Below are 24,715 nucleotides of genomic sequence, written 5' to 3'. Positions count from 1 at the left end.
TCTCGTGGGCATCCGCCGCGCGCCGGTATTGTTTCGCGAGGGGGCGAAAGCAATGGGATGGTGGCAGGTCAACGCGGACACGCTCGCGGGGAGCCGCTTCGTCGTCTCCCCTCTGGCCGAGGCCACCGCGAGCCTGAAGACGCTGGAGCGGGGAACGGCCGCCTACCCGGCCGAGCGCGCGTGGCTCGACGCCCACCTGCCCGCCTACCGCGACCGGCTGGCGGACGACCCGGTCACCGGGCTGCTGATCAAGGCCGCCTTCGGGTCGAGCTGGAACGCGACCTTCCTCACCCCCACGCCCGCCGGCGATGGCGCCGACGCCTTCGCGGGCGACGGTGGCCGCGCCTTCGCGGGTGAGCTGGCGCGCGTTCGCCGGACGCCGCCCGAGACCGTCCGCGCCGATCTGGCCGAGGCGCTCGGTGGCCCGCTGCCCGCCGTGCTCGACCGTCCTGACCTGGCCGAACGCGCCGCCGACCTGCTGGAGTGGGTCTGGACGCGGGCGGTGCTGCCCGACTGGACGCGCCGCCGCGGGGTCATCGAGGCCGACGTCCTCGCCCGCACCGCGCGGCTGGGCCAGGACGGCTGGGCCGCCGCGCTCGACGGCATGCGCCCCGGCATGCGCTGGCTCGGCGGCGGCCGGTTGCAGATCACCGCGCACGACCATCCGCCGCGCGAGCTGTCCGGGGCGCGGCTGCTGTTCGTCCCGGTCACGCCGCGCCAGAGCTGGCTGGCGTGGGACGCGGCGCACCGGAGCGCCGTGGTGTACCCGTGCTCGGGGCCGCTCGCCGAAGCGGGCCGGACGCCCGTCCCCGAGGCGCTGGGCACGCTGCTCGGGCCGGGACGCGCGGCCGTCCTCACACTGCTCGACGCCCCGAAGAGCACCACCCAGCTCGTCGCGCTGACCGGCCAGGGCCTCGGCTCGGTCGGCCGCCACCTCAAGGTCCTGCGCGACGGCAACCTCGTCCAGCGCCGCCGTGCCGGACGCTCCGTCCTCTACTACCGGACCCTCGCGGGCGAGGTCCTGGTCACCGCCCAGCGGCACGGCTGACCGGCGGCCGCGCCTGACCGCCGATCAGGATGAGGGTGAAGGTCACCCATTCCGGGCGGGGACGGCCGCGCGGACGGCGGGGGCGATCTCCTGGGCCCAGCGCGAGAGCGGGGCGTCGGAGCCGCCCGCGTCGAAGAACACGAAACCGGACGCGCCGTGGTCCAGGACGGCGGAGGCGAGCTCCTCGGCCCACTGCCCGGCCGAGCCGCCGATCCAGCGGCCCGAGCGGTCCCGGGTCGCGGGCAGGGGGCGGGCGGTGATGCGGCCGGGCAGGTTGTAGACGCTGGCGATCTCGGCGGGGTCGCGCCCGGCGGCCGCGGCGGCGTCGTCGACGAGGGCGCGCGACTCGCGGTAGAGCGGGCTGAGCCAGTCGGAGGCCCGGCCGGGGATCCAGCCGTCGGCGAGCCGTCCGGTGACCGCGAGGGACCGCGGGCCGACCGATCCCGTCCAGATCCGCGGGACCGGGACGGGCGAGGGGTCCAGCCCGGTGACCCGGCAGGACTCGCCGTCGAAGGAGACCGGGGCGCCACCGCCGGTCAGCGCCCGGACCAGGGTGATCGCCTCCTCCATCGCGCGGACGGCGGCGCCGGGGGTCAGGCGGGGGACGCCGAGCCGGACGATCTCGTCCCAGAAGCCGCCGGCGCCGATCCCCAGCACCACCCGCCCGTCCGACAGGGCCGACAGGGACGCGAGCGTGCCAGCATCGGGGCGGGCCGGGCGGGCAGGTTGGTGACGGTGCTGACCGCGGTGATCCGGGTGGTGCGGCCGAGGACGACGCCCATGGTGGCGTAGGCGTCCAGCCGCTCGCCGTAGTAGGGATGGTCGGGGATCGTGAACAGGTCGAGACCGTCGTGGTCGGCCTGGACGGCGTCCCGCAGAACCTGGGGGGCGGCGGTGACGGCGGCGCTCGGGCCGTATCCGAACAGCGGCATGGCGGGGCCTTTCAGGAGTGGGAGGGCTCGGCGGCATCGGCGGTACCGGCGGGCGCGGCGGTACTGGTAGGCGCGGTGGTACCGGCGGGTTCGGGGGAGCCGGTGGTCTCGGCGGCGGGCGGCGGGACGAAGTCGCGGCCCCGGATCAGGATCAGGCTGAGCACGGCGGCGCTGAAGGCGACGCCCGAGCCGATGAGCAGGATCTGGTTGAGGCCGTCGACGAAGCCGTGCTGCGCGGCCCGCTCCACCAGGGCGTTCGCGTGGGCGGGGCCGGACGCCTCCACCCCGGCCGCGATCTCCCGCGCCCGGGACGCCAGCGGCGTGCTGCGCAGGTCGGCGGCGACGGTGTCGCGGAGCGCGGCGGTGAACAGCGAGCCGAGCGCGGCGATCCCGGTCGCGATGCCGATCTGCCGGGCGGTGGCGTTGATCCCCGAGGCCGCGCCCGCCTGGGCCGGGGGCACGACGCCGACGGCGGTGGAGGCGAGCGGCACGGTGACCAGGCCCGCGCCCGTCCCCGCGATGATCATGCCGGGCAGCAGGTGGCCGAAGCCGGAGCCGGCGGTCACCCCGGCCATCAGCGCGATCCCGCCGCCGATCAGCACGAAGCCGCCGCCGATCATCAGCCGGGCCGGGATCACCGAGGTCAGCCGCCCGGCGAGGGTAGAGGCGACGAACATCGCGGCGGTCAGGGACAGGAACCGCAGCCCCGTCTCGGCCGCGGAGTGGCCGAGCTGCTGCTGGAAGTAGAGCACCAGGTAGGCGAACAGCGAGTAGATCGAGGCGTTCAGCCCGAATGCGGCGACGAGCCCGCCGGTGAACGTGGGCTTGCGGAACAGCGTGAGGTCGAGCATCGGGTGCTCCTGCACGATCTCCAGGACGAGGAACGCGACCAGGAAGGCCGCGGCGCCGGCCAGGCTCCAGCGCACGCTCGGCTCCGACCAGCCGTCCGCCGCGGAGATCAGCCCGTAGACCAGCAGCGACAGGGCGGCGCTGAAGGTGACGAAGCCGGCCCAGTCCGGTCGGGCCGCCGCCGGATTGCGCGACTCCCGCAGCCTGGTCAGCGTCACCGCGATGACGGCGATCCCGACCGGGACGTTCACCAGGAAGATCCACCGCCAGTTCAGCCCGCTGGTGAGCAGCCCCCCGAGCAGCGGCCCGACCGCGGCGGCCAGGCCGAGGACGCCGCCGTAGATGCCGAACGCGGTGCCGCGGTCCCGGCCGCGGAACGCGTCGCCGAGCAGGGCGAGCGAGGTGGCCCACACGACCGCGCCGCCGACGCCCTGCCCCGCGCGGGCCAGCGACAGGAACAGCGGCCCGGTCGCCAGCCCGCACAGCAGCGACCCGGCGGTGAAGATCGCCAGGCCCGCCGCGTACAGCCGGCGCCGTCCCCACAGGTCGGCGAGCGAGCCGCCGGTGAGCAGCCCGGCCGCCAGCGCGAGCGCGTAGGCGTCGATGACCCATTGCAGGTCCGACAGGGGCGAGTCGAAGTCCCGCCCGATGTCGGGCAGCGCCACGTTCACGATCGTGATGTCCAGGACCAGCATGAAGACGCCGGTCACGACGGCGATCAGCGTCCACCACTTCGGTGCCATCGGTGTCCCTTCCCAGGTGCGTTCTGACGCGCCGACGGTAACCGTCACTCTCGTTAATCGTCAACTCGCCTAAGTATCCTCACGGCTAACCGTCCGCCGGGTTTGCTATCGTCGCGGGGGTGACGGTGACTGACGGCGCGGGCGCGCTGATCGAGCCCAGGCTCGCCGGCCACACCGGCTACCTGGTGCGGCTGGCCTTCCTGCGGCTGAACGAGGCCGACCTGGCCGCGCTGCCCGCCGGGCGCAGCCCGCGCGACCTGGCGATCCTCGGCGTCCTGGCCGACCGCCCGCTGTCCCAGGCGGCGCTCGGGCAGCTGCTCGAGGTCAACCGGACGGTGATGATCTCGGTGATCGACGGCCTGGAGGGCGCGGAGCTGGTCCGCAGGGAGCGCGACGCCGCCGACCGCCGCCGCTACGCCCTGGCCGTCACCGCCGGGGGCCGCGCGGCGCTGAGCTCCATGCGCGCGTCCGTCGAGGCGGCCGAGACCGCGCTCGCCGCCCCGCTCGGCGCCGGCGGGCGGGACCGGCTGAACGCGCTGCTCGGCCGGATCGTCCCGGACGTCACCGCCGAGCTGCCCGAGGCGTTCGCGGGCTGGACGGGCCATCTCGCCGACCGCGCCGCCCAGCGGCTGCGCGCCCGGCGCGAGGAGTCGCTGCGCGGGCTCGGCCTGGAGCCGCGCTGCGTCCGGATGCTGATGACGCTGGAGTCCGCTCAGCCCTGCACCCAGGAGCGGCTCGCCGCCGGGATGGGCGTCACCGCGCCGACGATCGTCCAGGCGATCGACGACTACCACTCGGCCGGGCTGATCCTGCGCGACCGGAACCCGGCCGACCGCCGCGAGCACGTCCTCCGGCTGAGCCCGCGCGGCGACGACTACCTCGCCCAGGCGCTCGCCGCCGAGGACGGCGCCCAGCGCGATCTCGCGGGCGGGCTCGGCCGGGCCGGGACCGCCGAGCTGAACGCCCTGCTGACCGCCCTCATCGGCTGAGCCCCGGCCCCTCGCCGCCCGGGTTTCGGACGGCACGAAGAGGGTGAAATGTCCTGATAATTTGTCCGGATGCCTCAGCGATTGATCGGACTCCTCATCGGTGCGAGCTTCGGGATGGCGTTCGTCCTCGCGAACGCGCACGACCCGCTCGCCAAGGCAGTGGGGATCCCGCTCCGGGTGATCGCGGTCGTCGCCTTCGCCGCGGTGCTCATGCTCGGCATGCGCGGGCTCCGGCGCCCCGGCTCCGCCCCCGAGCCGGCGCCGGGGCCCGCCGCCGGCGGCATGTTCGGCGGGAGGTACGGGATCGTGGTGCTGGTGGAGTTCGCGCTGATCGCCCTCGGCATCTTCTCCATCCGGCGGCTGGACGCGCCCGAGGAGGCGATCGTCGCGTGGATCGCCCTGATCGTCGGCGTCCACTTCGTCGTGCTGATGGCCGTCTGGAAGGAGCGCACCATCGCGGTCCCGGGCGCGGTGCTCACGGTGCTCGGTGCTGCGGGCCTCGTCACGGCGGCCACCTCGGCGGTCGAATGGGTCCCGCTCATCAGCGGCGTCCTCTCAGGCGTGGTCCTCCTCGCCGGAAGCCTCTACACCGTGATCCGCGGGAACGACCCCGCGACCGCCTGAGACCCCCCTCCGTCCCCGGGATAACAATTCATCGGCGATCCGCCGCCGCATTGTCAGTGGCTGATCAAATGCGAGTGCCATTCTGTCTCCGGGTGAGCGGGCCGCCCGGCCTGTGTGGATTTCGTCGCGGAACCTTCTGCTGAATGGTGCGCTGCACGCGGGCTTGGGTTACGTTTAACGGGACGATCAGGCATTCTCGGCGAGAGAAGGGGGACGGCCATGACGGAGACCCGCGCCGGGCGCGCGCACCGTCCCGGCCCAATGCCCCCGCAGGTCATCGCCATTCTGAGCGCCGAATTGCCGTCGCTGGCCGAAGAAGTGATCAGCGAGGTCCGCAGCTGCGTCGCCGAGTACGCCCGCCCGACCCGTCCGCCCGAGGCGGCCAGGTCCGGGCGGCCCCCGATCAGGGTGAGCGTCGAGCAGGCGATGCAGGCGTTCGTCGACCAGGTCGCCGGGTCGCGCGAAACGCACGAGCGGCGCGACGAGCTGTGCCGCGCGCTCGGGCGCAGCGAGGCGTACGAGGGCCGCAGCCTGGACGCGCTCCAGGCCGCGTACCGGATCGGGGTCCAGGTCGCGTGGCGGCGCGTCGCCCAGGTCGGACGGCGCGGGCGGCTGTCGCCCGCGGTGATGACCCAGCTCGCCGACGCGCTGTTCGCCTACATCGACGAGCTGGCGTCGCTGTCGGTGCAGGGATACCTGGAGGCGCGGTCCCGGTCGGCGGACGAGCTGGTCGACCACCAGCGGCGGCTGCTGCGCCTGGTACTGCGGCGTCCGGGCGTGCCGGGCACCGCGCTGGAGGAGCCCGCCGCCGAGGCGGGCTGGACCGTGCCCGGCGAGGTGACGATGGTGGCGCTGCCGGTCGGGGCGCGGTGCGTCCGGGCCGCGCTGGGCGGCGACGTCCTCGCCGACCTCGGCGACACCGAACCGCACCTGCTGCTGCCGGGCCCGTTCGACGCGTCCCGCCGCGAGATGCTCGTCGCCGCGCTGCCGGAGCGGCGGTCGGTCGTGGGGCTGACCGTTCCGCTCGCCGACGCGGCCGACTCGCTGCGCTGGGCCAGGGAGACGCTCGCCCTGGTCGAGGCCGGCGTCGTGGAGGACGGCGGCCCGACGCTGTGCGAGCACCACATGCTGGCGCTGTGGCTGCTGTCGGACGGCGCCCTGCTCGATCAGCTCGCGCGGCGGGAGCTGTCCGCGCTCGCCCGGATGGGCCGGGGACAGCGGTTGCGCATGACCGAAACCCTGGGCGCGTGGCTGGAGGCGCAGGGGAACGCGGTCGAGACGGCGCGCCGGCTGAGGGTGCATCCGCAGACCGTCCGGTACCGGATGCGGCAGATCAGCGAGACGTTCGACGAGCAGCTCGCCGACCCCGACTCGCGGTTCGTGCTCGACGCGGTGCTGCGGGCGCACCGGCTGCGGGAGCGGAGGCCGTCGCTGCGGTGAGCGTCCGATTCGCCGGACGGTCCGTGCCCTGCGGGCCACCTATGGTGATTTTAAGTTTTCTTTACCTTGAATCCCTGTTCACTTGATCTACCTTCGGTGTGCTTCACCTCACCTGTACGGGGGCGCACAGGGGTCCCCCGCTCGGTGCGCTCTCGACGCCTTTTGCCGTACGCCGACCGTCCGGGACGCCGGGTGCCCCGCCCGATGACACGCCAGGGCCCGTGACGGCGGTGCTCTCGGAGGTGTCACCGATGACGCAGACGCTCGACCCGGGGGTCCTCGACCGGCGGTCTCCCCGGCTGCCCAGGCGCCTGGCCGTGCTCATGCGGCCGGAGCTGCCCAGCCTCGCGCACGAGATCATCCACGAGGTGCGCCGGACCATCCCCGAGTACGGCCGGCCCATGCAGGGCCCGTACGTGGAGGCGCTGCGGATCGGTGTCGAACGCGCCCTGACCCACTTCGTGGACCAGGTCGCCAACCCGCTGGCCTCCCGCGAGCGGCACGACGAGACCTACCGCAGGCTCGGCCGCTTCGAGGCGCTGGAGGGCCGCACCCTCGACACCCTCCAGGCCGCGTTCCGCGTCGGCGCGCAGGTGGCCTGGCGCCGCATCATGAAGGTCGGCCCGCGGCGGCACCTGTCGTCCACCGTCATGGCCGAGCTCGCCGACGCGCTGTTCGCCTACATCGACGAGCTCGCTGGGCTCGCGCTGGAGGGCTACGTCGACGCGCGCCCGGACGAGGAGACCGAGGGGCACCGGCGGCGGCTGCTGGAGCTGATGCTCCGCCGCCCGCCCGCGTCCAGCCGGGTCCTGGACGAGCTGGCCGGGCGCGCGGGCTGGCCCGTCCCGGACGAGGTGACGCTGATCGCCGTGCCGTCCGGCGCCCCCTGCGTGCGGGCCGCGCTGGACGCCGACGTGCTCGCCGACCTCACCGCCGCCGAACCGCTGCTGCTCGTCCCAGGGGAGCCGACCGCCGAACGGCGCCGGATGCTCGCCCAGGCGATGCCCGAGGGCCAGATCGCCGTCGGGCTGACCGTGCCGGTCGCGCAGGCCGCCGACTCGCTGCGCTGGGCCCGGCAGGCCCTCGGCCTGGTCGAGGCCGGGCTGCTCGGCAACGGCCCGGTGACCTGCTGCGAGGACCACCTGATCACGCTGTGGCTGCTGTCGGACCAGGCGCTGATCGACCAGCTCGCGCGCCGCCACCTCGGCGAGATGGCCGGGCTCGGCGCCCGGCAGCGGGACCGGCTGCTCGACACGCTCCGCACCTGGCTGATGATCCGCGGCACCGCGGCCGGCATCGCCGAGGAGCTGAACATCCACCCGCAGACCGTCCGGTACCGGATGCGGCAGCTCGAGGGCGCCCTCGGCGACCGGCTCACCGAACCGGACGCGCGGTTCGCGATCGAGGTGGTGCTGCGCGCGATGTGGCTGCGGAGGCGGGCGCCCGCCGGTCCGGAGCGCACCGGCGCCGCGGGCTGAGAACGCGCACCGGTTGATAATCGGCAATTGCCGTTCATCGCCTGGATGAGCAATCGGCACCAAGGTTTCCGGCCAGGGTTGATCCGCCCATTCACCGCGTGCTTCCATGCAATTCGATACAGGCGGGGCGAGCGCCGTGACGCGGTGGAGGTGGAGGCAGGGTGGATTCACGATCGGCCGGCGGAAGGATTCTCGCGGGGCTCGGCGTGATGGCGGTCATCGCCGTTTCCTCCGCGCCGCCGGTGATCGCCGATACCACGCCCACGACCGAAAGTCCGACGGCCGATCCGCCGACGACCGATCCGCCCACGGACCCGCCGTCGACGGATCCGCCGACCGATCCGCCGACGACGGATCCGCCGACCGATCCGCCGACGACCGATCCGCCCACGGACCCGCCGACGACCGACCCCCCGACCGACCCGCCGACGACGGACCCGCCGACCGATCCGCCGACGACCGATCCGCCGACCGATCCGCCCACGACCCATCCGCCGGGCGACGGCGGGAAGAACCCGTCGCTGGACCTTGGGCTCTCGGTGTCGGCGGCCACGATGCGGCCGGGCGGCTCGATCACCGCGACCGTGCGGGCCTCGTCCGCCCGCGCGACGGCCCACAACGCCGTCCTGCGGATGTCGGCGTCCGGCGGCGCCTCGGTCAGCCCCGGCAGCCAGGGCCTCGGCAGCGTCGGCGGCGGCGGCGCGTCCGCGCTGGTGACGGTGCGCGCCGCGGCGGCGGCGAAACCCGGCACGATCACGCTGACCGCGCGGCTGTCGGCCAGCAAGGCCGCCACCCGCACCCGGTCCTACAAGCTCGTGATCACCGACGCCTCCGGGGCGCCGCCGCCCGGCACCGACCTGCCCTCCGGCGTCCCGCCGCTGACCGGGTCCGGCGGTACCCCGTTCAGCAGCGCGCTGCCCGGCGTGACCGCCCCCCAGGTGGCGCTGCCGCCGGTCACCTCGCCGCAGATCGCGCCGAGCGCCATGCCGATGGTGCCGGTCGCCGGCCTGCGTCCCGAGGCCGGCGACGACCTCAGCGTCGAGGACCTGATGTCGATCCAGGCGGGCTTCCTGGCCGCGATGACCGCGTCGGTGACGCTGCTGCTGCTCCGGCTCCAGCTCTCCCGCCGCGCGGGCGCCCCGCTGCGCCGCTCCGGCCGGCTCCACCTCCAGCTCGCCGGCAAGCGCATCACGGAGGCGAGGCTGCGGACCCTGCCCTCCCAGCCCGCGCCCGTCCGCTCCCTGCGGATCGCCTGGCCGCCGCTCAAGCCGACCCGCGCCGTCCGCCTCTGAAGGCGGGCGCGGGCCGGGTCAGCCCGCCAGCCGGATCAGGATGCGGCACACCTCGTCGATGATCTCGCTCGCCTCGGTCTCGTCTTCGGCGGTGGCGATCTCGCGGCCCGCCTCGCCGATCACGGTGGTCAGGACCAGGCTCAGCACCTGCTCGCCGCGTCCCTCGGCCGGGACGGGCGGCGCGGCGCCGCCGCGCAGGAGCTTGGTGTTCTGGCCGATCCACTTCTGGGCGCGGCTGCGCCGCATCAGCGAGAACCCCGACGGGCCCTCGCCGCCGTGGAACAGCCGCGCGGCCTCCCGGTGCTCCCAGCAGACCCGCAGGTAGGCGCGGGCCCCGGCGGTGAACAGCGCGATCGGGTCGGTCTCGCCGTCCCCGCGCGCGGCCGAGACGGTCTGCGTCGCGCTCGCCTCCTGCTCGGCGGTCAGCTCCTCCCACAGCGCCAGGTACAGCCCGGACTTGCCGCCGTAGTGGTGGTAGAGGCTGCCCACACTGATGCCGGACCGCTCGACGATCTCGGCGATGCCCGCGTCGCCGTACCCGCGGTCGGCGAAGACCCGCTGCGCAGCCGCCAGCAGCGCCTGACGCGTCGCGTCGGCCCGTGCCCACTGCCGCCCGGTGCCCGAACCCGCGGCACCGCCTGCGCCGCCGCTCGGGCCTTCTGCGCCGCCTGGACCGCGTCCGGCCGGGCTCTCGCCCCCACCGCCCTCGCCGCCGCCGCCCGGGTCGCCGCCGTCACCGCCCGCGCCGCTCAGCTCACCGGAGCCGTTCGACTGCCGCGCTCTGCTCGTCCGCATCCCCACATGGTGCCTCCGCGGGGGCCGCGGCACCAAGCGCCCACCTCGACGGGTCAGTACCAGTTGTGGGCCTGCCACCAGGCCCAGGCGCCGCAGGGGTCCTTGTAGCGGGCCTTGATGTAGCCGAGTCCCCACGCGATCTGGGTGGGGGAGCTGGTGCGCCAGTCCGAGCCCGAGCTCGCGAGCTTGGACCCCGGCAGCGCCTGCGGGATGCCGTACGCGCCGCTGCCCGGGTTGACCGCGCGCTCGTTCCAGCCGCTCTCGTGCATCCAGAGCGTCTCGAGCGAGGACCAGCAGCGGCCCCAGCCCTTGAGCGCGCTCATCTTCTTGCCGTACTGCTTGTTCTGCCCGGCGCTCGGGTTGGACTTGGCCAGGCGCTCGCGCTCCTTCTCGGCCTTGAGCTTCGCGCGGGCCTTGGCGTCGCGCTTGGCCTTCTTCTTGAGCTCCTCGAGCTCCTTCACGTGCTTCTCGTAGGCCCGCTTCTTGGCCACCGCGACCGTGTCGGCCGCGATCGGGTCCATGTCGGACGTGGTCAGCATCGCGAGCATGTCGTTGGCCGACTGGCCCCGCCCCGCGGCCTTCGGCGGCGGGTTGCCCCCGGCCAGGCCGCCGAGGTCGACGAACGCGACGGTCGCGACGAGGGCGCAGATCGCCGCCACCGTGATGGTGACGTTGTGCGTGAGCGCCCGCCAGAGTCTTCGCCCGGCGGACGGGCGCGGAGGGCGGCCGGGCGCCTGGAACCCCTGGGCGCCGTGAAGGTCGCCGTACGGGTCGTAGGGGTCGTCCGGGCCGTGGCCCGCCAGCGCGGCGTACGGCTCGTCGTGGGCCTCGTCGCGGGCCTCGTCCCGGGCGTCGTCGCGGGGCTCGATCGGGGCCGGTGCGTGCCGTGACCCCCGGCCCCGTTCGCCCCTCCGCCGCTGCTCAGCGGGCTTGCGGGGGGCGGGGACGGAGGTACGCCTGCGCGTGCCGTGACTCTGTGGCATAGGAGTAGATTGCCTTATCGCCCGTGAGAAGTGGTCCTCGATGACCAGGTACGCAGGCAGTGTCACACACGGTTCGCGGGCTCCACGTCGCCCCCCGCGAGCCGGGCGGGTTGCAGCGCTTCGAACAGGTCGCGGTGCATCCCCTCGAACGGGGCGAACGCCCCGTCCGGCGACTCCAGCGCCGCGTTGACCTCGCCCGCCCGCGCCCGTCCCGCCGCGGTGATCTCCACCAGCGTGGCCCGGCGGTCGCTCGGGTGCGGCGACCGGGTGACCAGCCCGTCGGCCTCGAGCTGGTCCACGATCAGCTTCACCGACGTCGGATGCATCATCAGGATCCGCCCGAGCGAGCTCAGCCGCGACCTGCCGTTGCTGGTCAGCGCGAGCGTGGTGAGCAGGAAGTAGCCGGTGCGGGTCAGGTCCAGCCGTTTCAGCTCCACGTCCAGTGCCTTCTTGAGCATCTGGTGGAGCCTGCCGATCGAGACGATCGCCATGAACGGCCAGGGCCCGCCGGCCATCTCCTGACCTTCCCAGCGGTCGTGGATGCCGGTGACCAGTGGGTCTACGCCTCGTTGCGCCTCAGTTCGCACCGCTCGATCGTATCTTCGGACAAAACCACATGTAAGTACTCGCTTCTTAGACTTTCCTCCCTATAGAGTGCTCCAGATCACAAGCAGAGGCCGATGTGTTGTGTGACGCTGTTGGCCCCGCCTGTGGTCCCGGTCTCGGTTGAGATCACAGGGGCGCGACCCGAAAGGCCGCGCCGCCTGTGGGCGACCGCGGCCGGAGTATCGGATGAGCGCCGACGTCCGAGAACGAAGGAGGCTGGAATGACCCTTCACCCCACCCCCGAGGGGGAGGTCTCCGGCTGATGGCCCTGAGCCTGACCAGGGCGCCGGGCCTCGCCCGGCGCCGCGCCGAGCGAGCGCTCGACGAGACCGGCCTGCTCTGCGTGACCCTCCTGGAGGGACTGCGCCGCACCTGGGACGTGCGTCAGTGGTGGGGCGAGTTCATCGAGCAGTGCTGGTTCCTGGCCCGTGTGACGAGCGTCCCGGTGATGCTCATCGCGGTCCCGCTCGGCGCCACCATCTCCCTCCAGGTCGGCGACATCGCCCGGCAGCTCGGCGCGCAGTCGGGCACCGGCGCGCTGCTGGTCGCCGCGATGATCCAGCAGGTCGCCCCGCTCGCCGGCGCGCTGCTGGTCTCCGGCGTCGGCGGCTCGGCCATCACCTCCGACATGGGGGCGCGCAACATCCGCGACGAACTCGCGGCGATGGAGGTCATGGGGATCAACCCGATCCACCGCCTGGTCACCCCCAGGCTGTGGGCGGCGAGCATCGTCTCGGTCCTGCTCTGCTCGGTGGTGATCCTCGCGGGCGTGCTCGGCGGCTACTACTTCAACGTCATCCAGCAGGGCGTCAGCCCCGGCGCGTTCTTCGACGGCGCCACCACCCTGTTGCAGTTCTCGGATCTGCTGATCACGCTGTTCAAGGCGTGGATCTTCGGCTTCATCGCCGCCGCGGTGGCCTGCTACATGGGCATGAACTGCGACTACGGACCGGTGGGCGTGGGCCGTGCGGTCAACCGGGCGGTGGTGGTCACCTCGATCGTGGTGTTCGCCACCAACTACGTGCTCACCATGATCTACCAGGTCCTCTTCCCCCCGAGGTTTTGATGGTCGCCATATCCCCCGTACGCAAGATCGGCCGGGCGGTCTCGGACCGGACGGCGGGGCTCGCCGCCTCGGCCAACCTGCCGATCTTCCTCGGCCGGGTGCTCTACCACCTGTTCTTCGACATCATCCTGCGGCGCAAGTACGGCAAGACGCTCGCCAAGCAGGTCAGCGACATCAGCGTCGGGGTCGGCGCGCTGGTGATCGGCGGCGGCATGATCTTCGTGATCGCCACCATGTCGCTGGCCACCGGCGCGATGGTCGGCCTCCAGGGCTACCCCGGCCTGGAGCGGATCGGCGCCGAGGCGTTCACCGGCCTGGTCGCCAGCTACTCCAACGTCCGCGAGGTCACCCCGATCATCGCGGGGGTCGCGCTGGTCGCGCAGGTCGGCACCGGCTTCACCGCCGAGATCGGCGCGATGCGGATCTCCGAGGAGATCGACGCGCTGGAGGTCATGGGGATCAACTCCCTGGCCTACCTGGTCTGCACCCGGGTCGCGGCGGGTGTGATCGCGCTGGTGCCGCTCTACCTGGTGTCGCTGTTCATGGCCTTCTTCGCCACCCGCTACATCTCCACCCAGTACTTCGGGCTCTCGCCCGGCATCTACGACTACTACTTCCACCTCTACCTGCCGCCGATCGACGTGTTCTACAGCGTCATCAAGGTCGCGGTGTTCGCCTTCATCATCATGTTCATCCACTGCTACCGCGGCTACTACGCGGCCGGCGGCCCGGTCGGCGTCGGCGTCGCGGCCGGCCGCGCGATCCGGGAGTCCACCATCCTGATGATCCTGATGAACCTGGTCCTGTCGTACATCTTCTGGGGCCACGGCAGCACGGTGAGGTTGACCGGATGAGTGAAGAGAGCCTGTCCTCCCGCTCCCGCACCGTCTTCGGGCTCGTCGGCGCCGGGGTGATCGCGGCCAGCGCGGTCTTCGTGGCGATCGGCTCGACGCCCTCGCACGCGGGATCCACCTACATCGACGCCTCGTTCGGCCGGGCCGGGCAGGGCCTGGACCCCGGCAAGTCGGACGTGAAGATCCGCGGCATCACGGTCGGCGCCGTCGACACCGTCCGGCTCGGCCGGGACGGCCGGGTCACGGTCCGGATGCGGCTCGACAAGGGGGTGCGGATCCCCGACACGACCACCGCCGCGGTCGAGCCGGTGTCGGTGTTCGGTCCCAAGGACCTCGCGCTGGACCTCGGCGCGAACGAGCTGAACGGCCCGTTCCTGCGCGACGGCGCGAAGGTCGCCAAGACCAGGGACCCCGCGGAGCTGTCCGACACCGCCTGGCTCACCTACCGGCTGACCAAGGCGATCAACCCGGACGAGCTGACCACCCTCCTGCACACGTTCTCCGCCGGGCTGTCGGGGCGGGGCCCGGCGCTGCGCCGGACGATCGACAACGGCACCAAGGTCATCGACGCGACGCACCGCGACCGGCAGGTGATCCAGACGCTGCTGAACGACGTCACCGGCCTGTCCGGGACGTTCGCGAGCCGCGGTGACACCGCGGTCGGCCTCGCCCGCGACCTCAACCGGCTCGGCCCGGTGATCAGCGACCGGCCGGACAAGGTCTCCCAGCTCCTGGACCGGTCGGCCGAGCTTGCCGACCGGGTCGGCGGGACGCTGCAACGGCAGGGCGGCAACATCGGCGAGATCGTCGACAGTGCCGGCCGGATCACCTCCGTGGTGGCCGGCCAGCGCCGCAACGTGCCCGTCATGCTCGACAGCCTGAACGGGTTCTTCTCCCTGCTCGCCCAGATCATCCGGATCCCCGGCCCGGAGGGCACGGTGATCGCGCAGGCGCGCGAGGCGCTGCCGCTGGACCTGTGCCAGATCTTCATCGACGCCTGCTCCCCGGCGCCGAAGAAGACGGCCTTCGACCTGAAGTTCGATCCCGACCAGCCCACCCCGGCGAGGCGGCCATGAGCGGGATGCGGCGCCGCAAATCGGCGCGCGGGCCCCAGTACAGCGTGACGGCGAAGTTCCTGGTGTTCGTGGTGGTGACGGGCCTGCTGACGTTCTTCATCGGCCAGCAGATCCTCGGCACGAGCTTCAGGTCGCGCTACCCGCTGACGGCGACGTTCGACGACGTGACGGGCCTGCTGGAGGGCGACGTCGTCAAGATCGCCGGTACCCCGGTGGGCCAGGTCAAGGGCATCGAGGTCAAGCAGGGCAAGGCCGTGGTCGACATGGCCGTCGACCGGGAGGTCAGGATCCCGGACGACTCGACCGCCTCGATCCGCTGGCGGAACGTGATGGGCCAGCGGGTGGTGTACCTGGAGCCGGGCCAGAGCACCAGGAAGATGAGCGCCGGGGCCCGGGTGCCGCACACCCGGTCGGTGGTCGACCTCGGCGCCGTGGTCGACAGCCTGGGGCCGCTGACGCAGAACCTGGACCCGAACCAGCTCAACAAGATCCTCTTCTCGTTCGCGCAGGCGCTCGACGGGAACGAGCAGGGCATCGGGGTGATGATCCAGAACTTCGACGGGCTGCTCCAGACCTTCGCGGCCCGCAGGCAGACCATCCAGGGGATGATCAAGAACTACGAGACGGTGGCGGGGGCGGTGGCCAAGCGGGACGGCCAGATCGCGGCCAGCGTCGACAACCTGGAGTCGCTGACGAAGGTGTTCGCGAGCAACCGCACGTTGCTGGAGAACGCGGTGGTCGAGATCTCGGGCGTGACGACCAACCTGAACCAGGTGCTGGGCGGCAACGACGCCCAGCTCGCCCGGATCGTGGGCAACCTCGGCCGGTTCGCCGAGACGTTCCGGCTGAACGTCGACCAGCTCGAGAAGATGGTGCAGCAGCTCCCGCTCACCCTCCGGCAGCTCTTCGCCTCCGCCAACGGCGGGCACTTCCTGCGCACCAACGCGCTGTGCCTCAACCTCGTTCAGGGACCGTGTCCGTTCCCGATGCAGCTCCCGCGGGCGCCCGGCACCAAGAACCCGTCCCAGGCCGACCTCACCAAGCTGAAGTCGATGTTGCAGGGAGGGAACTGAGAGATGGCGCTCAAGTCCCTGCGCGACGTCAACCACAAGATCGTCGCGATCGTCTCGCTCGGCGCGCTCGGCGCCGCCTGCGCCTTCGCGTTCGCGATCGGGCAGCTCCACCTGTTCGACAGCGGCTACACGATGAGCGGCGAGTTCGCCGACACCGCCGGACTGAAGAAGGGCCAGGACGTCCGGGTCGCCGGGGTCAAGGCCGGCCGGATCACCGGGGTCGAGCCCGACTTCGGGCACGGCCGGATCCTGGTCACCTGGCACGTCAACGCCGGCATCGACCTCGGCCGCGACACCCGCGCCGAGATCCAGACCACCACCCTGCTGGGCGGCCGGTACCTGCGGCTGACCGGCCCGGTCAGCCGCCCCTACGTGTCGACCCTGCCCGAGGGCCGGCGGCGGATCCCGCTCCAGCGCACCAGCGTCCCCTTCACCGTCCCCGAGGCGCTGGAGGGCGCGCAGAACATCGTCGGCAAGCTCGACCAGAAGAGCGTCGACAAGCTGCTCACCGAGGTCACCCGGATCAAGTCGCCGAGCGCCGAGCAGCTCAAGCGGATCCTGGTCAACGTCCAGTCGCTGTCGCGGACGCTGAACGATTCCACCCCCGAGATCGAGAAGCTGATCGCCAGCAGCAAGAGCATCACCGGCACGCTGGCCGCCAAGGACGACAAGCTCAAGCAGATCATCACCTCCAGCCAGGTGCTGCTCCAGGCGCTGGTGGAGCGGCGCAACGAGCTCGCCGCCACGATCGGCCAGGGCAGCCGGACGGTCCGCACGCTGTCGAACGTGATCGCGCACAACCAGAAGCAGCTCGACTCGCTCCTGGACAACCTGCACCTGCTCACCACCCGGATGGCGCCCAACATGGACGCCCTCAACACCGACTTCTCGTTGCTCGGCCCGACGTTCACCCAGGTGGCCAACCTCAAGGGCAACGGCCCCTGGATCGAGGGGCTGCTCACCGGGCTCGGGCCGCTCCAGCCGCCCGGACCGATCTCCACCCGCCGTCCCGCGGCGCAGGGAGGGGGGAACTGATGAAGCCCACCGGAGGCAGGGCCCGCCCGCGGCCGGCCGCGGGCGTCTGCGCGGTGCTGTGCCTCGCGCTGGCCGCGGCGCTCGGCGGCTGCTCGCTGGCGTCCGCGGGCGGCGAGCGCACCATGGTCGTCTACATGCCCAAGGCCCGCTCCTTCTACAAGGAGTCCAAGGTCAAGGTGATGGGCGCCGACGTCGGCCTGGTCGACAAGGTGCAGAAGTGCACGCCCGAGCTGTGCGCCGGCAGGACCGACCAGATCAAGGTGACCTTCCACCTGAAGCGCGAGGTCCCGCTGCCGCGCGGCGTCCAGGCCTCGATCGTCCCGCTCAACCTGGTCGGCGAGCGCAACCTGGTGCTGCACCCGGCGTGGCGGCCGGGCGAGCCGAAGGAGACCACCGACAGCATCCCGATCGAGCGCACCCACGTGCCGGTCGAGGTCGACGACGCGCTCAGCTCGTTCACCAACCTCGCCAACGCGCTCGACCCGACCAAGATGCAGAGCGCGCTCGGGACGGCCGCCGGCACCGTCAAGGGCAACGGCAAGGAGTTCAACGCGACGCTGGAGCAGAGCGCCCGCCTGGTCGAGAACGTCGCCGGGCAGGACAAGGAGCTCGTCCAGGTCGCGCGGAACCTCAACCGGCTGGCCGGGGTGGTGCGCGGGCGCGAGGAGGTCCTCGGCTCGATGATCCGCGACTTCAGCGAGGCCACCCGGGTGCTCAGCTCCGAGCGCGGCCAGCTCCAGGACCTGGTGAGCGGGATCCTGGAACTGTCCAAGAACGGCGACAAGCTGCTCCAGAAGTACAAGGGGCGGCTCCCGTACGACCTGGCGGTCCTCACCCGCGTGTCGCTGGTGCTGAAGGGCAACGCCCAGTCGCTCGCGGGGCTGCTGAAGGCGCTGCCGGGCATCGGCGACGCCCTCATCGGCGGCTACAACCCCGAGAACAAGTCCCTTCAGATCCGCTTCGCCACCGACGCCTTCCTGCGGACCTGGCTCAAGGGCCTGATGGACACCGACGAGACGGGCTGCCCGCTGCCCAAGCCGAACTCCAACTGCCCGTGGCAGCAGAACGGAGGCAACTGATGGGCCGCAAGGCGTTGCTGCTCGTGGCCGTGCTGGTCCTGACGGTCTCCGGTTGCTCGTACAAGACGATGGGCGCGCCGCGCGACGGCCTCACCCTCACCGCGACGTTCGACGACGCGCAGGGCCTGGTCGCCGGGCACAGCGTGAAGATGTCCGACCTGACCATCGGCAGCGTCACGAAGGTGGAGCTGGCCGGCTACCGGTCCAGGGCCACCCTGGCGATCAAGAAGGAGTACCGGATCCCGCGGGGCTCCCGGGCCGAGATCAAGGTGACCTCGCTGCTCGGCGAGAACTACGTCGACCTCCAGATGCCGCCCGGCGGGAGCATGGACCGCGGCCCGTTCCTGGCGGACCGGGCCGCGATCGCCGACACCTCGGTGCAGCCGGCGTTCGAGCAGGTGATCGGGCAGACCGGTCCGCTGCTCAAGGCCCTGGCCGGCGACGACGTGGCCACCGTGGTCAACGCCGGGGCGACCGCCCTCGACGGGAACGGGAAGAAGCTCAACGCCACCATCGCCAAGACCGGCGACCTGCTGAAGATCTTCGCCGACCAGCGCGCCGAGCTCGGCCTCGCGGTCGACAACTTCGCCAAGCTCGGCCGGTCGCTGGCCAAGGGCACCGACGAGCTGGACCAGGCCCCGGTGCAGCTGGAGCGCATGACCAAGGTGCTCGACGACAACAAGGGCAAGATCCTCAAGACGGTCGACCGGCTCACCCGGATGGCCCGCCAGCTCAACGACAAGGTGCTGGAGGGCCGGGTCACCCGGTTCCGGAACCTGCTGCGCGACCTCGACCCGGTGCTCCAGCAGCTCGGCGACAACCGGACGCGGCTCACCAGCCTGGTGGACGGGCTGGTGCAGTTCTCCGACAAGCTCCCCAAGGCCACCTATGACGGTCAGCTCCTGCTCTACCCGATCCTGAAGATCGTGTGGCCGGACGGCACGCCGGTGCTCCCCGCCCAGGGCGGGTCGCCCGCCGCCGCCAAGGGCAAGGGCAAGGGGAAGTCCAAGGCCGGGACCGGCGCGCGGCCGGGTGCCAAGCCGGGCTTCCAGCTCCCCGAGCAGCTGCGCGGCGCCCTGCCGGGCCTCGACAAGATCCTGGAGCCGCCGCGATGACCAGGCGCCTGACGATCAACCTGACGGTGTTCGCCGCCCTCGCCGTGCTCATGGTGGTCTGGGCGTTCAACAACGTGGTGCGCTTCGACTTCATCGACCGGCCGTACCACATCACCGTCGAGTTCGAGTCCTCGCCGGGCCTGCACCCGGGCTTCGAGGTCGACTACCTCGGGCTGCGCGTCGGCAAGATCGACTCGGTCTGGCTGGACAGGGACAAGGTCAAGGTCAAGCTCGACATGGAGCGCGGGGTCAAGGTCCCGCAGGGCGTCACCGCCGCCGCCGCGCGCAAGTCAGCGGTCGGCGAGCCCGTCGTCGAGCTGACCCCGGGCCCGGGCGGGACCGGCGCGACGCCGCTGGCCGCGAACGCGGTGATCCCGGTCGCGCAGACCAAGGTGCCGCCCAAGTACGGCGACCTGTTCGGCGCGGTCATCCAGACCCTCAAGGCCATCAGGCCCGAGGACGCGCAGGTGCTCACGCACGAGCTGGCCGAGGGCTGGGCCGGCCGCGAGGGCTCGCTCCGGCAGGTCATCGACGGCGGCGACCAGCTCACCACCACCTTCGCCGAGAACACCGAGCTGCTCGACGGGCTGACCAAGGACCTCGGCAAGATCACCGGGGTGCTCAACCGGAACCGCGGCGACCTCGGCGCCGGGATCGACAACCTGGCCGCGCTGACCGGTGCCCTCAGCCAGGTGCGCGGCGACCTCACCGAGCTCCGCGACAGGGGGCCGGACCTGCTCGGCACCGTCAACAGGCTGCTCGACCAGACCGGCCCCGACTTCGAGTGCACCGTCGACTCGATCGGCAGCCTCGGCCTCAGCCGGTACAACCCGGGCTACCTGACCGACCTGCGTGACACCCTCGCCCAGGCGCCGAGGCTGAAGGTCGTGCTCGACAACGTGATCGGGCGCGACCAGGGCAAGCCGGTGCTGAACGTGGTCTTCCTGATGACCGTCAAGAAGCTGGCCACGCTGGAGTACAAGTACCCGCTGGCGCAGCCCACCGCGCCCAAGCCGCCGACCTGCGCGGGCGGCCGGACGCCGGCGCTGGTCAAGCAGAAGCCCTACCAGGCCAAGAACCCCGGGGGGACGATCCCGACCCACGACCCGTCGCTCGACCGGCAGAAGCTGAACGCCAAGAACGCGGCCAACCGCAGCGCCGAAGAACCTTCAGGGGGACCGCCGGTTTGGCTAGTCTACGTTCCTCCGGTCCTGGCCCTGCTGGTATTGATCAAGGTCATGATGGGCTCGGTGCCTGTGATGTCCCGCATCTCCCGCCTGCGTCGTAAGGACTGACCTCAACCCCAGGAGTTTGAAGTGACAGCCAGGACCGACAAGGACGTCACCGGGGACGCCGCGGACGCCGTCGTGGACGAGCCCGCCGCCGAGGAGCCGGAGGACGGGCCGGCCGCGTCCGGGGCCGCGGCGCGTCCGGCCAAGCGCAAGCGGCGGGTGCGGGTCATCGAGGTCCTCGACGGCGAGGACATCGACGAGGTCCTGGATGCGATCGACGCCGAGGAGGAGGCCGGGGCCGCGGAGCCCGCCGCCGAGACGGCGGCGACCGCCAAGCCCGCGGCCCGGCCCGTGAAGCCGGTCGTCGAGCGGATCGAGCCGCCGGCGACGGTCGTGGACGAGCCGGCCGCCAAGCCGTCCAAGCCGTCCAAGCCGTCCGGGCCGGACGCGGGCCGCCGCGCCTTCCTCGGCCTCGGCCGCGAGCAGGCCGTCGTGGTGGTCGTCCTCGTCGCGGTGCTCGCGAGCCTGGCCGTCTGGCAGTGGCGGAGCGCGAGCGGCGAGGCGTCCAAGGCCGACGAGCGCGCCGCGGTCGGCAAGGTCGCCGCCGCGTACGGCGACGTGGCGCTCAACTACAACGCCTCCAACTACCAGGCGCAGATGGCCAAGGCCCAGAAGCTCATGGGCGGCGACCTCCTGGAGAGCTTCAAGGCCACCACGCTCCCGAGCCTCGGCGACACCTTCAAGAGCAGCCCGGAGCTCGCGCTGTCCTCCAAGACCAGCCAGACGTTCGTCGGCAGCGTGGACGGCAGGTTCGCGACCGCCGTGGTGATGGTCGACATCAAGGTGCAGAGCAAGGAGGCCACCGAGGCGCCCGCCACGCTGCTCCGGCTCGCGCTGGCCAAGATCGACGGCGACTGGAAGGTCACCAAGCAGTACGCGTCCGGCGTGAACGACCAGAACCAGAACCAGCAGGCCGGCGGCAGCCAGCTCCCCGTCCCGAGCGACGGCGCCCCCTCGGGCGGCCAGCCCAAGGACGGCAAGACCGGCAAGCCGAAGAACTGACCCCGGCCGGCCCGATCGCGCCCCGTACGGCGGAAGCCGTGTGGGGCGCGGCGCGTTGACCCTGTGGACGGCGAGGGGCGGCGCGAGGATGACGGGCGGGACGATGACCGCGGACGGCGACACGACGGGGGGCCGGGGCATGGTGGCGGACGACGACGCGGCCCCGGACGCCGAACCGGAGGCCGAACCGGAGGCCGAACCGGACGTCGAACCGGACCCGGGTGCGGGCGCGGGCGCGTCCCGGGGGTGGCCGGAGCGGGACGAGGTGATCGGCGAGTTCGGCGTGCTGCTCGGCGCGGCGGGGATGCTGGAGCGGATCGCCGCGCGCGAGCTGGAGCGGCGCTGCGGGATCCGGCACGTCGCGTTCGAGGTGCTGATGCGGCTGGCGGACGCGGGCGGCGACCGTCCGCGCACGATGGGCCGGCTGGCCGGCGAGCTGATCCTCACCAGTGGCGGGATGACCCGGCTGATCGACCGGATGGAGGAGTCGGGCTGGGTCCGCCGGCTGGCCGCCGAGGGCGACCGGCGGCGTCAGCTCGTGGGGCTGACGGGCGCCGGCCGCAGCAAGCTCGACGAGGCGCTCGTGGTGCACGCCGAGACCCTGCGGAGGCATTTCGCCGGGCCGCTCCCGGACGCGGAGCGGCGCCGGCTGGTCGGCACCCTGCGCACCCTGAACGCGCACGCCCGGGAGGAGCTGGGCGACCTCCGCTGAGCGGACCCGCGGGGGCCGGAGGTGGCGGGGCGGGGGTCAGAGGTAGCGGGCGGCGGCGGCCTCGGCGGGGGCGTCGTCACCGGTGACGCCGTCCGGGCCCTTGGGGATGCCGTCGTCGATCTCGGCGGGGCAGTTGACGGTGACCCGGTGCATCTTGCGGCGCTCGGTGTAGTCGGCGACCGCGTAGTGCTGCGTGGGCCGGTTGTCCCAGAACGCGAGCGTGCCGACCCGCCACTTGAGCCGGACCTGGAACTGCGGGTCGCGGACGGCGTCGAACAGCAGCGGGAGGATCGCCTCGTTCTCCCGCCGCGACAGCCCGATCAGCCGGGTGACCGAGGACCGGTTGACGTACAGCGCCTTGCGCCCGGTCTCGGGGTGGATCCGGACGACGGGGTGGGTGACCGGCGGGTTGTCGTCCTGCATCGCGCGCAGGTCCATCCGGTGGCCCTTGTCGATGGCCTTGGAGACCGACATGGTCAGGTCGTGCTCGGCGTACAGGTCGTCGCACAGCCGCTGGAGCCAGGGCGCGAGCGAGTCGTAGGCCATGTACATGTTGGCCCAGAGGGTGTCGCCGCCGACCTCGGGCAGGATGACCGCGCGCAGCAGCGATCCCATCGGCGGGGTCCTCATGAACGTGTTGTCGCTGTGCCACTGGTCGCCGCCCTCGCCCTTGGGGTCGGTCTGGTCCAGGACGTGGACGGCGCTGCCCGAGGTGTCCATCGGCGGCAGGTTGGCGGTGCCGAACTGCTTGGCGAACGCGACGTGCTCCTCGTCGCTGATCTGCTGGTCCCGGAAGAACAGCACCATGTGCTCCAGCAGGCCGTCGCGGATCTGCTGGACCTGCTCGGGGTCCAGCGGCTTGCTCAGCTCGACGCCGGTGACCTCGGCGCCGATGTTCCGGGTCATGGGCTGGAATTCGATCATGTCCTGCGGCCTCCATCGGGGTGCGCTGTGCCGTCGCGAGCCTGGAGCCGGGCGATCAGCTTGCCAAGCAATCGCTAGGTTGATGGTAGCCGATGGAGGTGGACGGCTGTCCAGTCCGGACCGGCCGTCCAGTCCGGACCGCCGGTCAGCGCGAGTAGTGCTCGACCACGAGCTGCTCGTCGCAGATGACCGGGACCTCGCGCCGCTCGGGCAGCCGGGCGAGCCGCGCGGCGAGCGCGTCGTGCCGCACCTCCAGGTAGGGCGGGACGTTCTCGGCGTGGCCCCCGGCGGCGGCGACCGCGAACGGCGGCAGCGCGCGGCTGCGCTCGGCGATCGTGATGACGTCGCCGGGCCGTAGCCGGTAGGACGGGCGGTCCACCCGGCGGCCGTTCACCAGCACGTGGCGGTGCACGACGAACTGGCGGGCCTGGTAGATCGTCCGGGCGAAGCCGGTGCGCAGCACCAGCGCGTCCAGCCGGCGCTCAAGGTCGACGATCAGCGCCTCGCCGGTCTTGCCGCCGGCCCCCGCGGCCTTGGCGAACGCGTTGCGGAGCTGGGCCTCACGGATGTTGTACTGGGCGCGCAGCCGCTGCTTCTCGCGCAGCCGCACCTTGTAGTCGGACTCCTGCTTGCGGGCGCGCCCGTGCATTCCGGGCGGGTAGGGGCGGGCCTCGAAGTACTTGACGCTCTTGGGGGTGAGCGGGATGCCGAGGGCCCGGGACAGCCGGACCTTGGGGCGGGAGTTGTTCATGGTGCACCTCACTGTGATTAGGTAACCCTTACTTAGGTAAGCCTAACCTAGAATGTCAGGAGATCCAATGAGCCGGACCGACAGCCCGGAGCGGCGGCCGACCGCAGCGGAGCGGGCGCGCAGCCTCGCCTACGGCGTGGCCGACGGTGTCCTCGCGGTGCCCGGCGTCCCGTACGCCCCGGTGCCCGCGCACGCGACCGACCGCGACGGCCGCCCGCTGCTGCTCATGCCCGCGGCCTCGCCCGTCGTCGCCGCGCTGGCCGGGGAGCCCGACCTCCCCGCCACGCTGCACATCTCCGACGTCGCCCCGGTCCCGCTGCCCGACCGGGTGCGCGGCCGGGCCCGGCTGCACGGCTGGATCACCGAGGTCCCGGCCGCCGACCGCCGCGCCGCCGCGCTCCGGCTCTCCCACCTGCACCCGCGGCCCGAACTCCTCGACTTCGGCGCCGCGCCCGCCGTCCACGGCGCGTGGACGGTGCTCGCGCTGGAGGCCGCGGAGATCGAGGTGGAGGACGCCTGGGGGAGCGCGATCGTCGAGCCGGAAGAGTACGCCGCCGCGACGCCCGACCCGTTCGTCGCGATCGAGGCGTCCGTCCTCGCCCACCTCGACTCCTGCCACCGCGAGGAGCTGATGACGCTCCTGCCCGGGATGGCGGCCGGGGAGGTCCCGCCCGTCCCGATGCCCGTCGTGCGCCCGCTCGCCCTGGACCGGCACGGGATGTGGCTGCGCTGCTCTATCCCGGAACCGGGCGGGCCCGACCCGTTCGACCTCCGGCTCGCGTTCTCCGAGCCGGTCCGCGATCTCGACGGCCTGCGCTGCGTCTACCGCCGGCTCTTCGCCGGCGCCACCACGTAGCCCGGTTCCGCGCAGTGTCAGTGTTCTCCCGGATGGTGCCGGGACCCGATCCGGGCCATGCTCGGGTTTCCGGCCGGAGGCGGCCCCCGGACCGCCCGCCC

Annotated in this window: 26 protein-coding genes; 17 read left to right on the top strand and 9 right to left on the bottom strand. The window is 72.5% G+C overall.

The window, feature by feature from the left end:
• Nucleotides 1-52: 52 nt before the first annotated feature.
• Nucleotides 53-1,048, top strand: coding sequence for an ArsR/SmtB family transcription factor (locus OHA34_RS15940; protein WP_329522075.1), 996 nt, complete (start codon nucleotides 53-55; stop codon nucleotides 1,046-1,048).
• Between the two features lie 42 nt (nucleotides 1,049-1,090).
• On the opposite strand, the gene OHA34_RS15935 is transcribed toward OHA34_RS15940, so the two are convergent.
• From OHA34_RS15935 to OHA34_RS15925, 3 genes are read right to left on the bottom strand one after another with little or no spacing between them, the layout of a single operon-like run.
• A complete protein-coding gene (locus OHA34_RS15935; RefSeq protein WP_329522074.1) occupies nucleotides 1,091-1,708 on the bottom strand; it encodes an LLM class flavin-dependent oxidoreductase in 618 nt (205 codons plus the stop codon).
• Complete coding sequence (locus tag OHA34_RS15930; RefSeq protein ID WP_329522073.1) at nucleotides 1,642-1,980, bottom strand: LLM class flavin-dependent oxidoreductase; 339 nt, start codon at nucleotides 1,978-1,980, stop codon at nucleotides 1,642-1,644. The genes OHA34_RS15935 and OHA34_RS15930 overlap by 67 nt, the downstream gene beginning before the upstream one ends.
• Before the next feature lie 11 nt (nucleotides 1,981-1,991).
• On the bottom strand, nucleotides 1,992-3,572 hold the full coding sequence (locus OHA34_RS15925; protein ID WP_329522072.1) for an MFS transporter: 1,581 nt from the start codon (nucleotides 3,570-3,572) through the stop codon (nucleotides 1,992-1,994).
• Between the two features lie 119 nt (nucleotides 3,573-3,691).
• On the opposite strand from OHA34_RS15925, the gene OHA34_RS15920 reads away from it, so the two are divergent.
• From OHA34_RS15920 to OHA34_RS15905, 4 genes are all read left to right on the top strand, one after another.
• The gene (locus OHA34_RS15920; protein ID WP_329522071.1) at nucleotides 3,692-4,561 is read left to right on the top strand and encodes a MarR family winged helix-turn-helix transcriptional regulator; all 870 of its coding nucleotides are present in this window, start codon (nucleotides 3,692-3,694) and stop codon (nucleotides 4,559-4,561) included.
• Nucleotides 4,562-4,630: 69 nt separating this feature from the next.
• Nucleotides 4,631-5,185, top strand: a complete 555-nt coding sequence (locus OHA34_RS15915; RefSeq protein WP_285941959.1) for a hypothetical protein — start codon at nucleotides 4,631-4,633, stop codon at nucleotides 5,183-5,185.
• Between the two features lie 219 nt (nucleotides 5,186-5,404).
• Nucleotides 5,405-6,625 carry a helix-turn-helix domain-containing protein gene (locus OHA34_RS15910; RefSeq protein ID WP_329522070.1) on the top strand — a complete coding sequence of 407 codons (1,221 nt, stop codon included), beginning with the start codon at nucleotides 5,405-5,407 and terminating at the stop codon, nucleotides 6,623-6,625.
• 251 nt (nucleotides 6,626-6,876) lie between these two features.
• Nucleotides 6,877-8,103, top strand: a complete 1,227-nt coding sequence (locus OHA34_RS15905; RefSeq protein ID WP_285941957.1) for a helix-turn-helix domain-containing protein — start codon at nucleotides 6,877-6,879, stop codon at nucleotides 8,101-8,103.
• Nucleotides 8,104-8,194: 91 nt separating this feature from the next.
• Here OHA34_RS15905 and OHA34_RS15900 read toward each other — a convergent pair whose 3' ends face one another.
• Nucleotides 8,195-8,587: a hypothetical protein gene (locus OHA34_RS15900; RefSeq protein WP_329522069.1), complete on the bottom strand. Its 393-nt coding sequence runs from the start codon at nucleotides 8,585-8,587 to the stop codon at nucleotides 8,195-8,197.
• 55 nt (nucleotides 8,588-8,642) lie between these two features.
• On the opposite strand from OHA34_RS15900, the gene OHA34_RS15895 reads away from it, so the two are divergent.
• Nucleotides 8,643-9,395 (top strand): hypothetical protein, encoded by a 753-nt coding sequence (locus OHA34_RS15895; RefSeq protein ID WP_329522068.1) that lies wholly within the window; start codon nucleotides 8,643-8,645, stop codon nucleotides 9,393-9,395.
• An 18-nt stretch (nucleotides 9,396-9,413) separates the two neighbouring features.
• Here the strand turns inward: OHA34_RS15895 and OHA34_RS15890 are convergent, their stop codons facing one another.
• The 3 genes from OHA34_RS15890 to OHA34_RS15880 all read right to left on the bottom strand — a co-directional run bounded on the left by OHA34_RS15890 (nucleotide 9,414) and on the right by OHA34_RS15880 (nucleotide 11,760).
• The gene (locus OHA34_RS15890; protein ID WP_285941955.1) at nucleotides 9,414-10,190 is read right to left on the bottom strand and encodes a TetR/AcrR family transcriptional regulator; all 777 of its coding nucleotides are present in this window, start codon (nucleotides 10,188-10,190) and stop codon (nucleotides 9,414-9,416) included.
• A gap of 53 nt (nucleotides 10,191-10,243) precedes the next feature.
• A complete protein-coding gene (locus OHA34_RS15885) occupies nucleotides 10,244-11,173 on the bottom strand; it encodes a lytic transglycosylase domain-containing protein (RefSeq protein ID WP_329522067.1) in 930 nt (309 codons plus the stop codon).
• A gap of 62 nt (nucleotides 11,174-11,235) precedes the next feature.
• Entirely contained in the window at nucleotides 11,236-11,760 is a 525-nt protein-coding gene (locus tag OHA34_RS15880) for a MarR family winged helix-turn-helix transcriptional regulator (protein WP_285941954.1), read from the bottom strand.
• 281 nt (nucleotides 11,761-12,041) lie between these two features.
• On the opposite strand from OHA34_RS15880, the gene OHA34_RS15875 reads away from it, so the two are divergent.
• The 10 genes from OHA34_RS15875 to OHA34_RS15830 all read left to right on the top strand — a co-directional run bounded on the left by OHA34_RS15875 (nucleotide 12,042) and on the right by OHA34_RS15830 (nucleotide 22,083).
• The gene (locus tag OHA34_RS15875) at nucleotides 12,042-12,845 is read left to right on the top strand and encodes an MlaE family ABC transporter permease (protein WP_285941953.1); all 804 of its coding nucleotides are present in this window, start codon (nucleotides 12,042-12,044) and stop codon (nucleotides 12,843-12,845) included.
• Entirely contained in the window at nucleotides 12,845-13,699 is an 855-nt protein-coding gene (locus OHA34_RS15870; protein WP_285941952.1) for an MlaE family ABC transporter permease, read from the top strand. Before OHA34_RS15875 ends, OHA34_RS15870 begins: the two co-directional genes overlap by 1 nt.
• Entirely contained in the window at nucleotides 13,696-14,775 is a 1,080-nt protein-coding gene (locus OHA34_RS15865; protein ID WP_285941951.1) for an MlaD family protein, read from the top strand. The genes OHA34_RS15870 and OHA34_RS15865 overlap by 4 nt, the downstream gene beginning before the upstream one ends.
• Nucleotides 14,772-15,848 (top strand): MCE family protein, encoded by a 1,077-nt coding sequence (locus tag OHA34_RS15860; RefSeq protein WP_329522066.1) that lies wholly within the window; start codon nucleotides 14,772-14,774, stop codon nucleotides 15,846-15,848. The genes OHA34_RS15865 and OHA34_RS15860 overlap by 4 nt, the downstream gene beginning before the upstream one ends.
• A gap of 3 nt (nucleotides 15,849-15,851) precedes the next feature.
• Nucleotides 15,852-16,883: an MCE family protein gene (locus tag OHA34_RS15855; protein WP_285941949.1), complete on the top strand. Its 1,032-nt coding sequence runs from the start codon at nucleotides 15,852-15,854 to the stop codon at nucleotides 16,881-16,883.
• Nucleotides 16,883-17,962 carry an MCE family protein gene (locus tag OHA34_RS15850; RefSeq protein WP_285941948.1) on the top strand — a complete coding sequence of 360 codons (1,080 nt, stop codon included), beginning with the start codon at nucleotides 16,883-16,885 and terminating at the stop codon, nucleotides 17,960-17,962. The genes OHA34_RS15855 and OHA34_RS15850 overlap by 1 nt, the downstream gene beginning before the upstream one ends.
• Nucleotides 17,962-19,077 (top strand): MCE family protein, encoded by a 1,116-nt coding sequence (locus tag OHA34_RS15845; protein WP_285941947.1) that lies wholly within the window; start codon nucleotides 17,962-17,964, stop codon nucleotides 19,075-19,077. The genes OHA34_RS15850 and OHA34_RS15845 overlap by 1 nt, the downstream gene beginning before the upstream one ends.
• Nucleotides 19,074-20,372 carry an MCE family protein gene (locus OHA34_RS15840; RefSeq protein WP_329522065.1) on the top strand — a complete coding sequence of 433 codons (1,299 nt, stop codon included), beginning with the start codon at nucleotides 19,074-19,076 and terminating at the stop codon, nucleotides 20,370-20,372. The genes OHA34_RS15845 and OHA34_RS15840 overlap by 4 nt, the downstream gene beginning before the upstream one ends.
• 21 nt (nucleotides 20,373-20,393) lie before the next feature.
• Complete coding sequence (locus tag OHA34_RS15835; RefSeq protein ID WP_329522064.1) at nucleotides 20,394-21,371, top strand: hypothetical protein; 978 nt, start codon at nucleotides 20,394-20,396, stop codon at nucleotides 21,369-21,371.
• 103 nt (nucleotides 21,372-21,474) lie between these two features.
• Nucleotides 21,475-22,083 carry a MarR family winged helix-turn-helix transcriptional regulator gene (locus tag OHA34_RS15830; protein WP_329522063.1) on the top strand — a complete coding sequence of 203 codons (609 nt, stop codon included), beginning with the start codon at nucleotides 21,475-21,477 and terminating at the stop codon, nucleotides 22,081-22,083.
• Nucleotides 22,084-22,119: 36 nt separating this feature from the next.
• On the opposite strand, the gene OHA34_RS15825 is transcribed toward OHA34_RS15830, so the two are convergent.
• A complete protein-coding gene (locus OHA34_RS15825) occupies nucleotides 22,120-23,007 on the bottom strand; it encodes a TauD/TfdA dioxygenase family protein (RefSeq protein WP_285941943.1) in 888 nt (295 codons plus the stop codon).
• A 145-nt stretch (nucleotides 23,008-23,152) separates the two neighbouring features.
• A complete protein-coding gene (rpsD, locus tag OHA34_RS15820; protein ID WP_285941942.1) occupies nucleotides 23,153-23,758 on the bottom strand; it encodes a 30S ribosomal protein S4 in 606 nt (201 codons plus the stop codon).
• Nucleotides 23,759-23,825: 67 nt separating this feature from the next.
• Between rpsD and OHA34_RS15815 the strand changes: the two genes are divergently transcribed.
• Complete coding sequence (locus tag OHA34_RS15815) at nucleotides 23,826-24,614, top strand: DUF2470 domain-containing protein (RefSeq protein WP_285941941.1); 789 nt, start codon at nucleotides 23,826-23,828, stop codon at nucleotides 24,612-24,614.
• The last annotated feature ends 101 nt before the right edge of the window (nucleotides 24,615-24,715 follow it).

Source organism: Spirillospora sp. NBC_01491, assembly GCF_036227065.1.
Classification (GTDB): Bacteria; Actinomycetota; Actinomycetes; order Streptosporangiales; family Streptosporangiaceae; genus Spirillospora; species Spirillospora xylanilytica.
Note: the sequence above shows the minus strand (reverse complement) of the source record. Positions and strands in the feature narration are given on the sequence as shown.

Coding starts and splice junctions, on each gene's coding strand:
- OHA34_RS15940 (WP_329522075.1), top strand. CDS start 53: ATGGGATGGTGGCAGGTCAACGCGGACACGCTCGCGGGGAGCCGCTTC.
- OHA34_RS15930 (WP_329522073.1), bottom strand. CDS start 1,980: ATGCCGCTGTTCGGATACGGCCCGAGCGCCGCCGTCACCGCCGCCCCC.
- OHA34_RS15925 (WP_329522072.1), bottom strand. CDS start 3,572: ATGGCACCGAAGTGGTGGACGCTGATCGCCGTCGTGACCGGCGTCTTC.
- OHA34_RS15915 (WP_285941959.1), top strand. CDS start 4,631: ATGCCTCAGCGATTGATCGGACTCCTCATCGGTGCGAGCTTCGGGATG.
- OHA34_RS15910 (WP_329522070.1), top strand. CDS start 5,405: ATGACGGAGACCCGCGCCGGGCGCGCGCACCGTCCCGGCCCAATGCCC.
- OHA34_RS15905 (WP_285941957.1), top strand. CDS start 6,877: ATGACGCAGACGCTCGACCCGGGGGTCCTCGACCGGCGGTCTCCCCGG.
- OHA34_RS15890 (WP_285941955.1), bottom strand. CDS start 10,190: ATGCGGACGAGCAGAGCGCGGCAGTCGAACGGCTCCGGTGAGCTGAGC.
- OHA34_RS15885 (WP_329522067.1), bottom strand. CDS start 11,173: ATGCCACAGAGTCACGGCACGCGCAGGCGTACCTCCGTCCCCGCCCCC.
- OHA34_RS15875 (WP_285941953.1), top strand. CDS start 12,042: ATGGCCCTGAGCCTGACCAGGGCGCCGGGCCTCGCCCGGCGCCGCGCC.
- OHA34_RS15870 (WP_285941952.1), top strand. CDS start 12,845: ATGGTCGCCATATCCCCCGTACGCAAGATCGGCCGGGCGGTCTCGGAC.
- OHA34_RS15865 (WP_285941951.1), top strand. CDS start 13,696: ATGAGTGAAGAGAGCCTGTCCTCCCGCTCCCGCACCGTCTTCGGGCTC.
- OHA34_RS15860 (WP_329522066.1), top strand. CDS start 14,772: ATGAGCGGGATGCGGCGCCGCAAATCGGCGCGCGGGCCCCAGTACAGC.
- OHA34_RS15855 (WP_285941949.1), top strand. CDS start 15,852: ATGGCGCTCAAGTCCCTGCGCGACGTCAACCACAAGATCGTCGCGATC.
- OHA34_RS15850 (WP_285941948.1), top strand. CDS start 16,883: ATGAAGCCCACCGGAGGCAGGGCCCGCCCGCGGCCGGCCGCGGGCGTC.
- OHA34_RS15845 (WP_285941947.1), top strand. CDS start 17,962: ATGGGCCGCAAGGCGTTGCTGCTCGTGGCCGTGCTGGTCCTGACGGTC.
- OHA34_RS15840 (WP_329522065.1), top strand. CDS start 19,074: ATGACCAGGCGCCTGACGATCAACCTGACGGTGTTCGCCGCCCTCGCC.
- OHA34_RS15830 (WP_329522063.1), top strand. CDS start 21,475: ATGACCGCGGACGGCGACACGACGGGGGGCCGGGGCATGGTGGCGGAC.
- OHA34_RS15825 (WP_285941943.1), bottom strand. CDS start 23,007: ATGATCGAATTCCAGCCCATGACCCGGAACATCGGCGCCGAGGTCACC.
- rpsD (WP_285941942.1), bottom strand. CDS start 23,758: ATGAACAACTCCCGCCCCAAGGTCCGGCTGTCCCGGGCCCTCGGCATC.
- OHA34_RS15815 (WP_285941941.1), top strand. CDS start 23,826: ATGAGCCGGACCGACAGCCCGGAGCGGCGGCCGACCGCAGCGGAGCGG.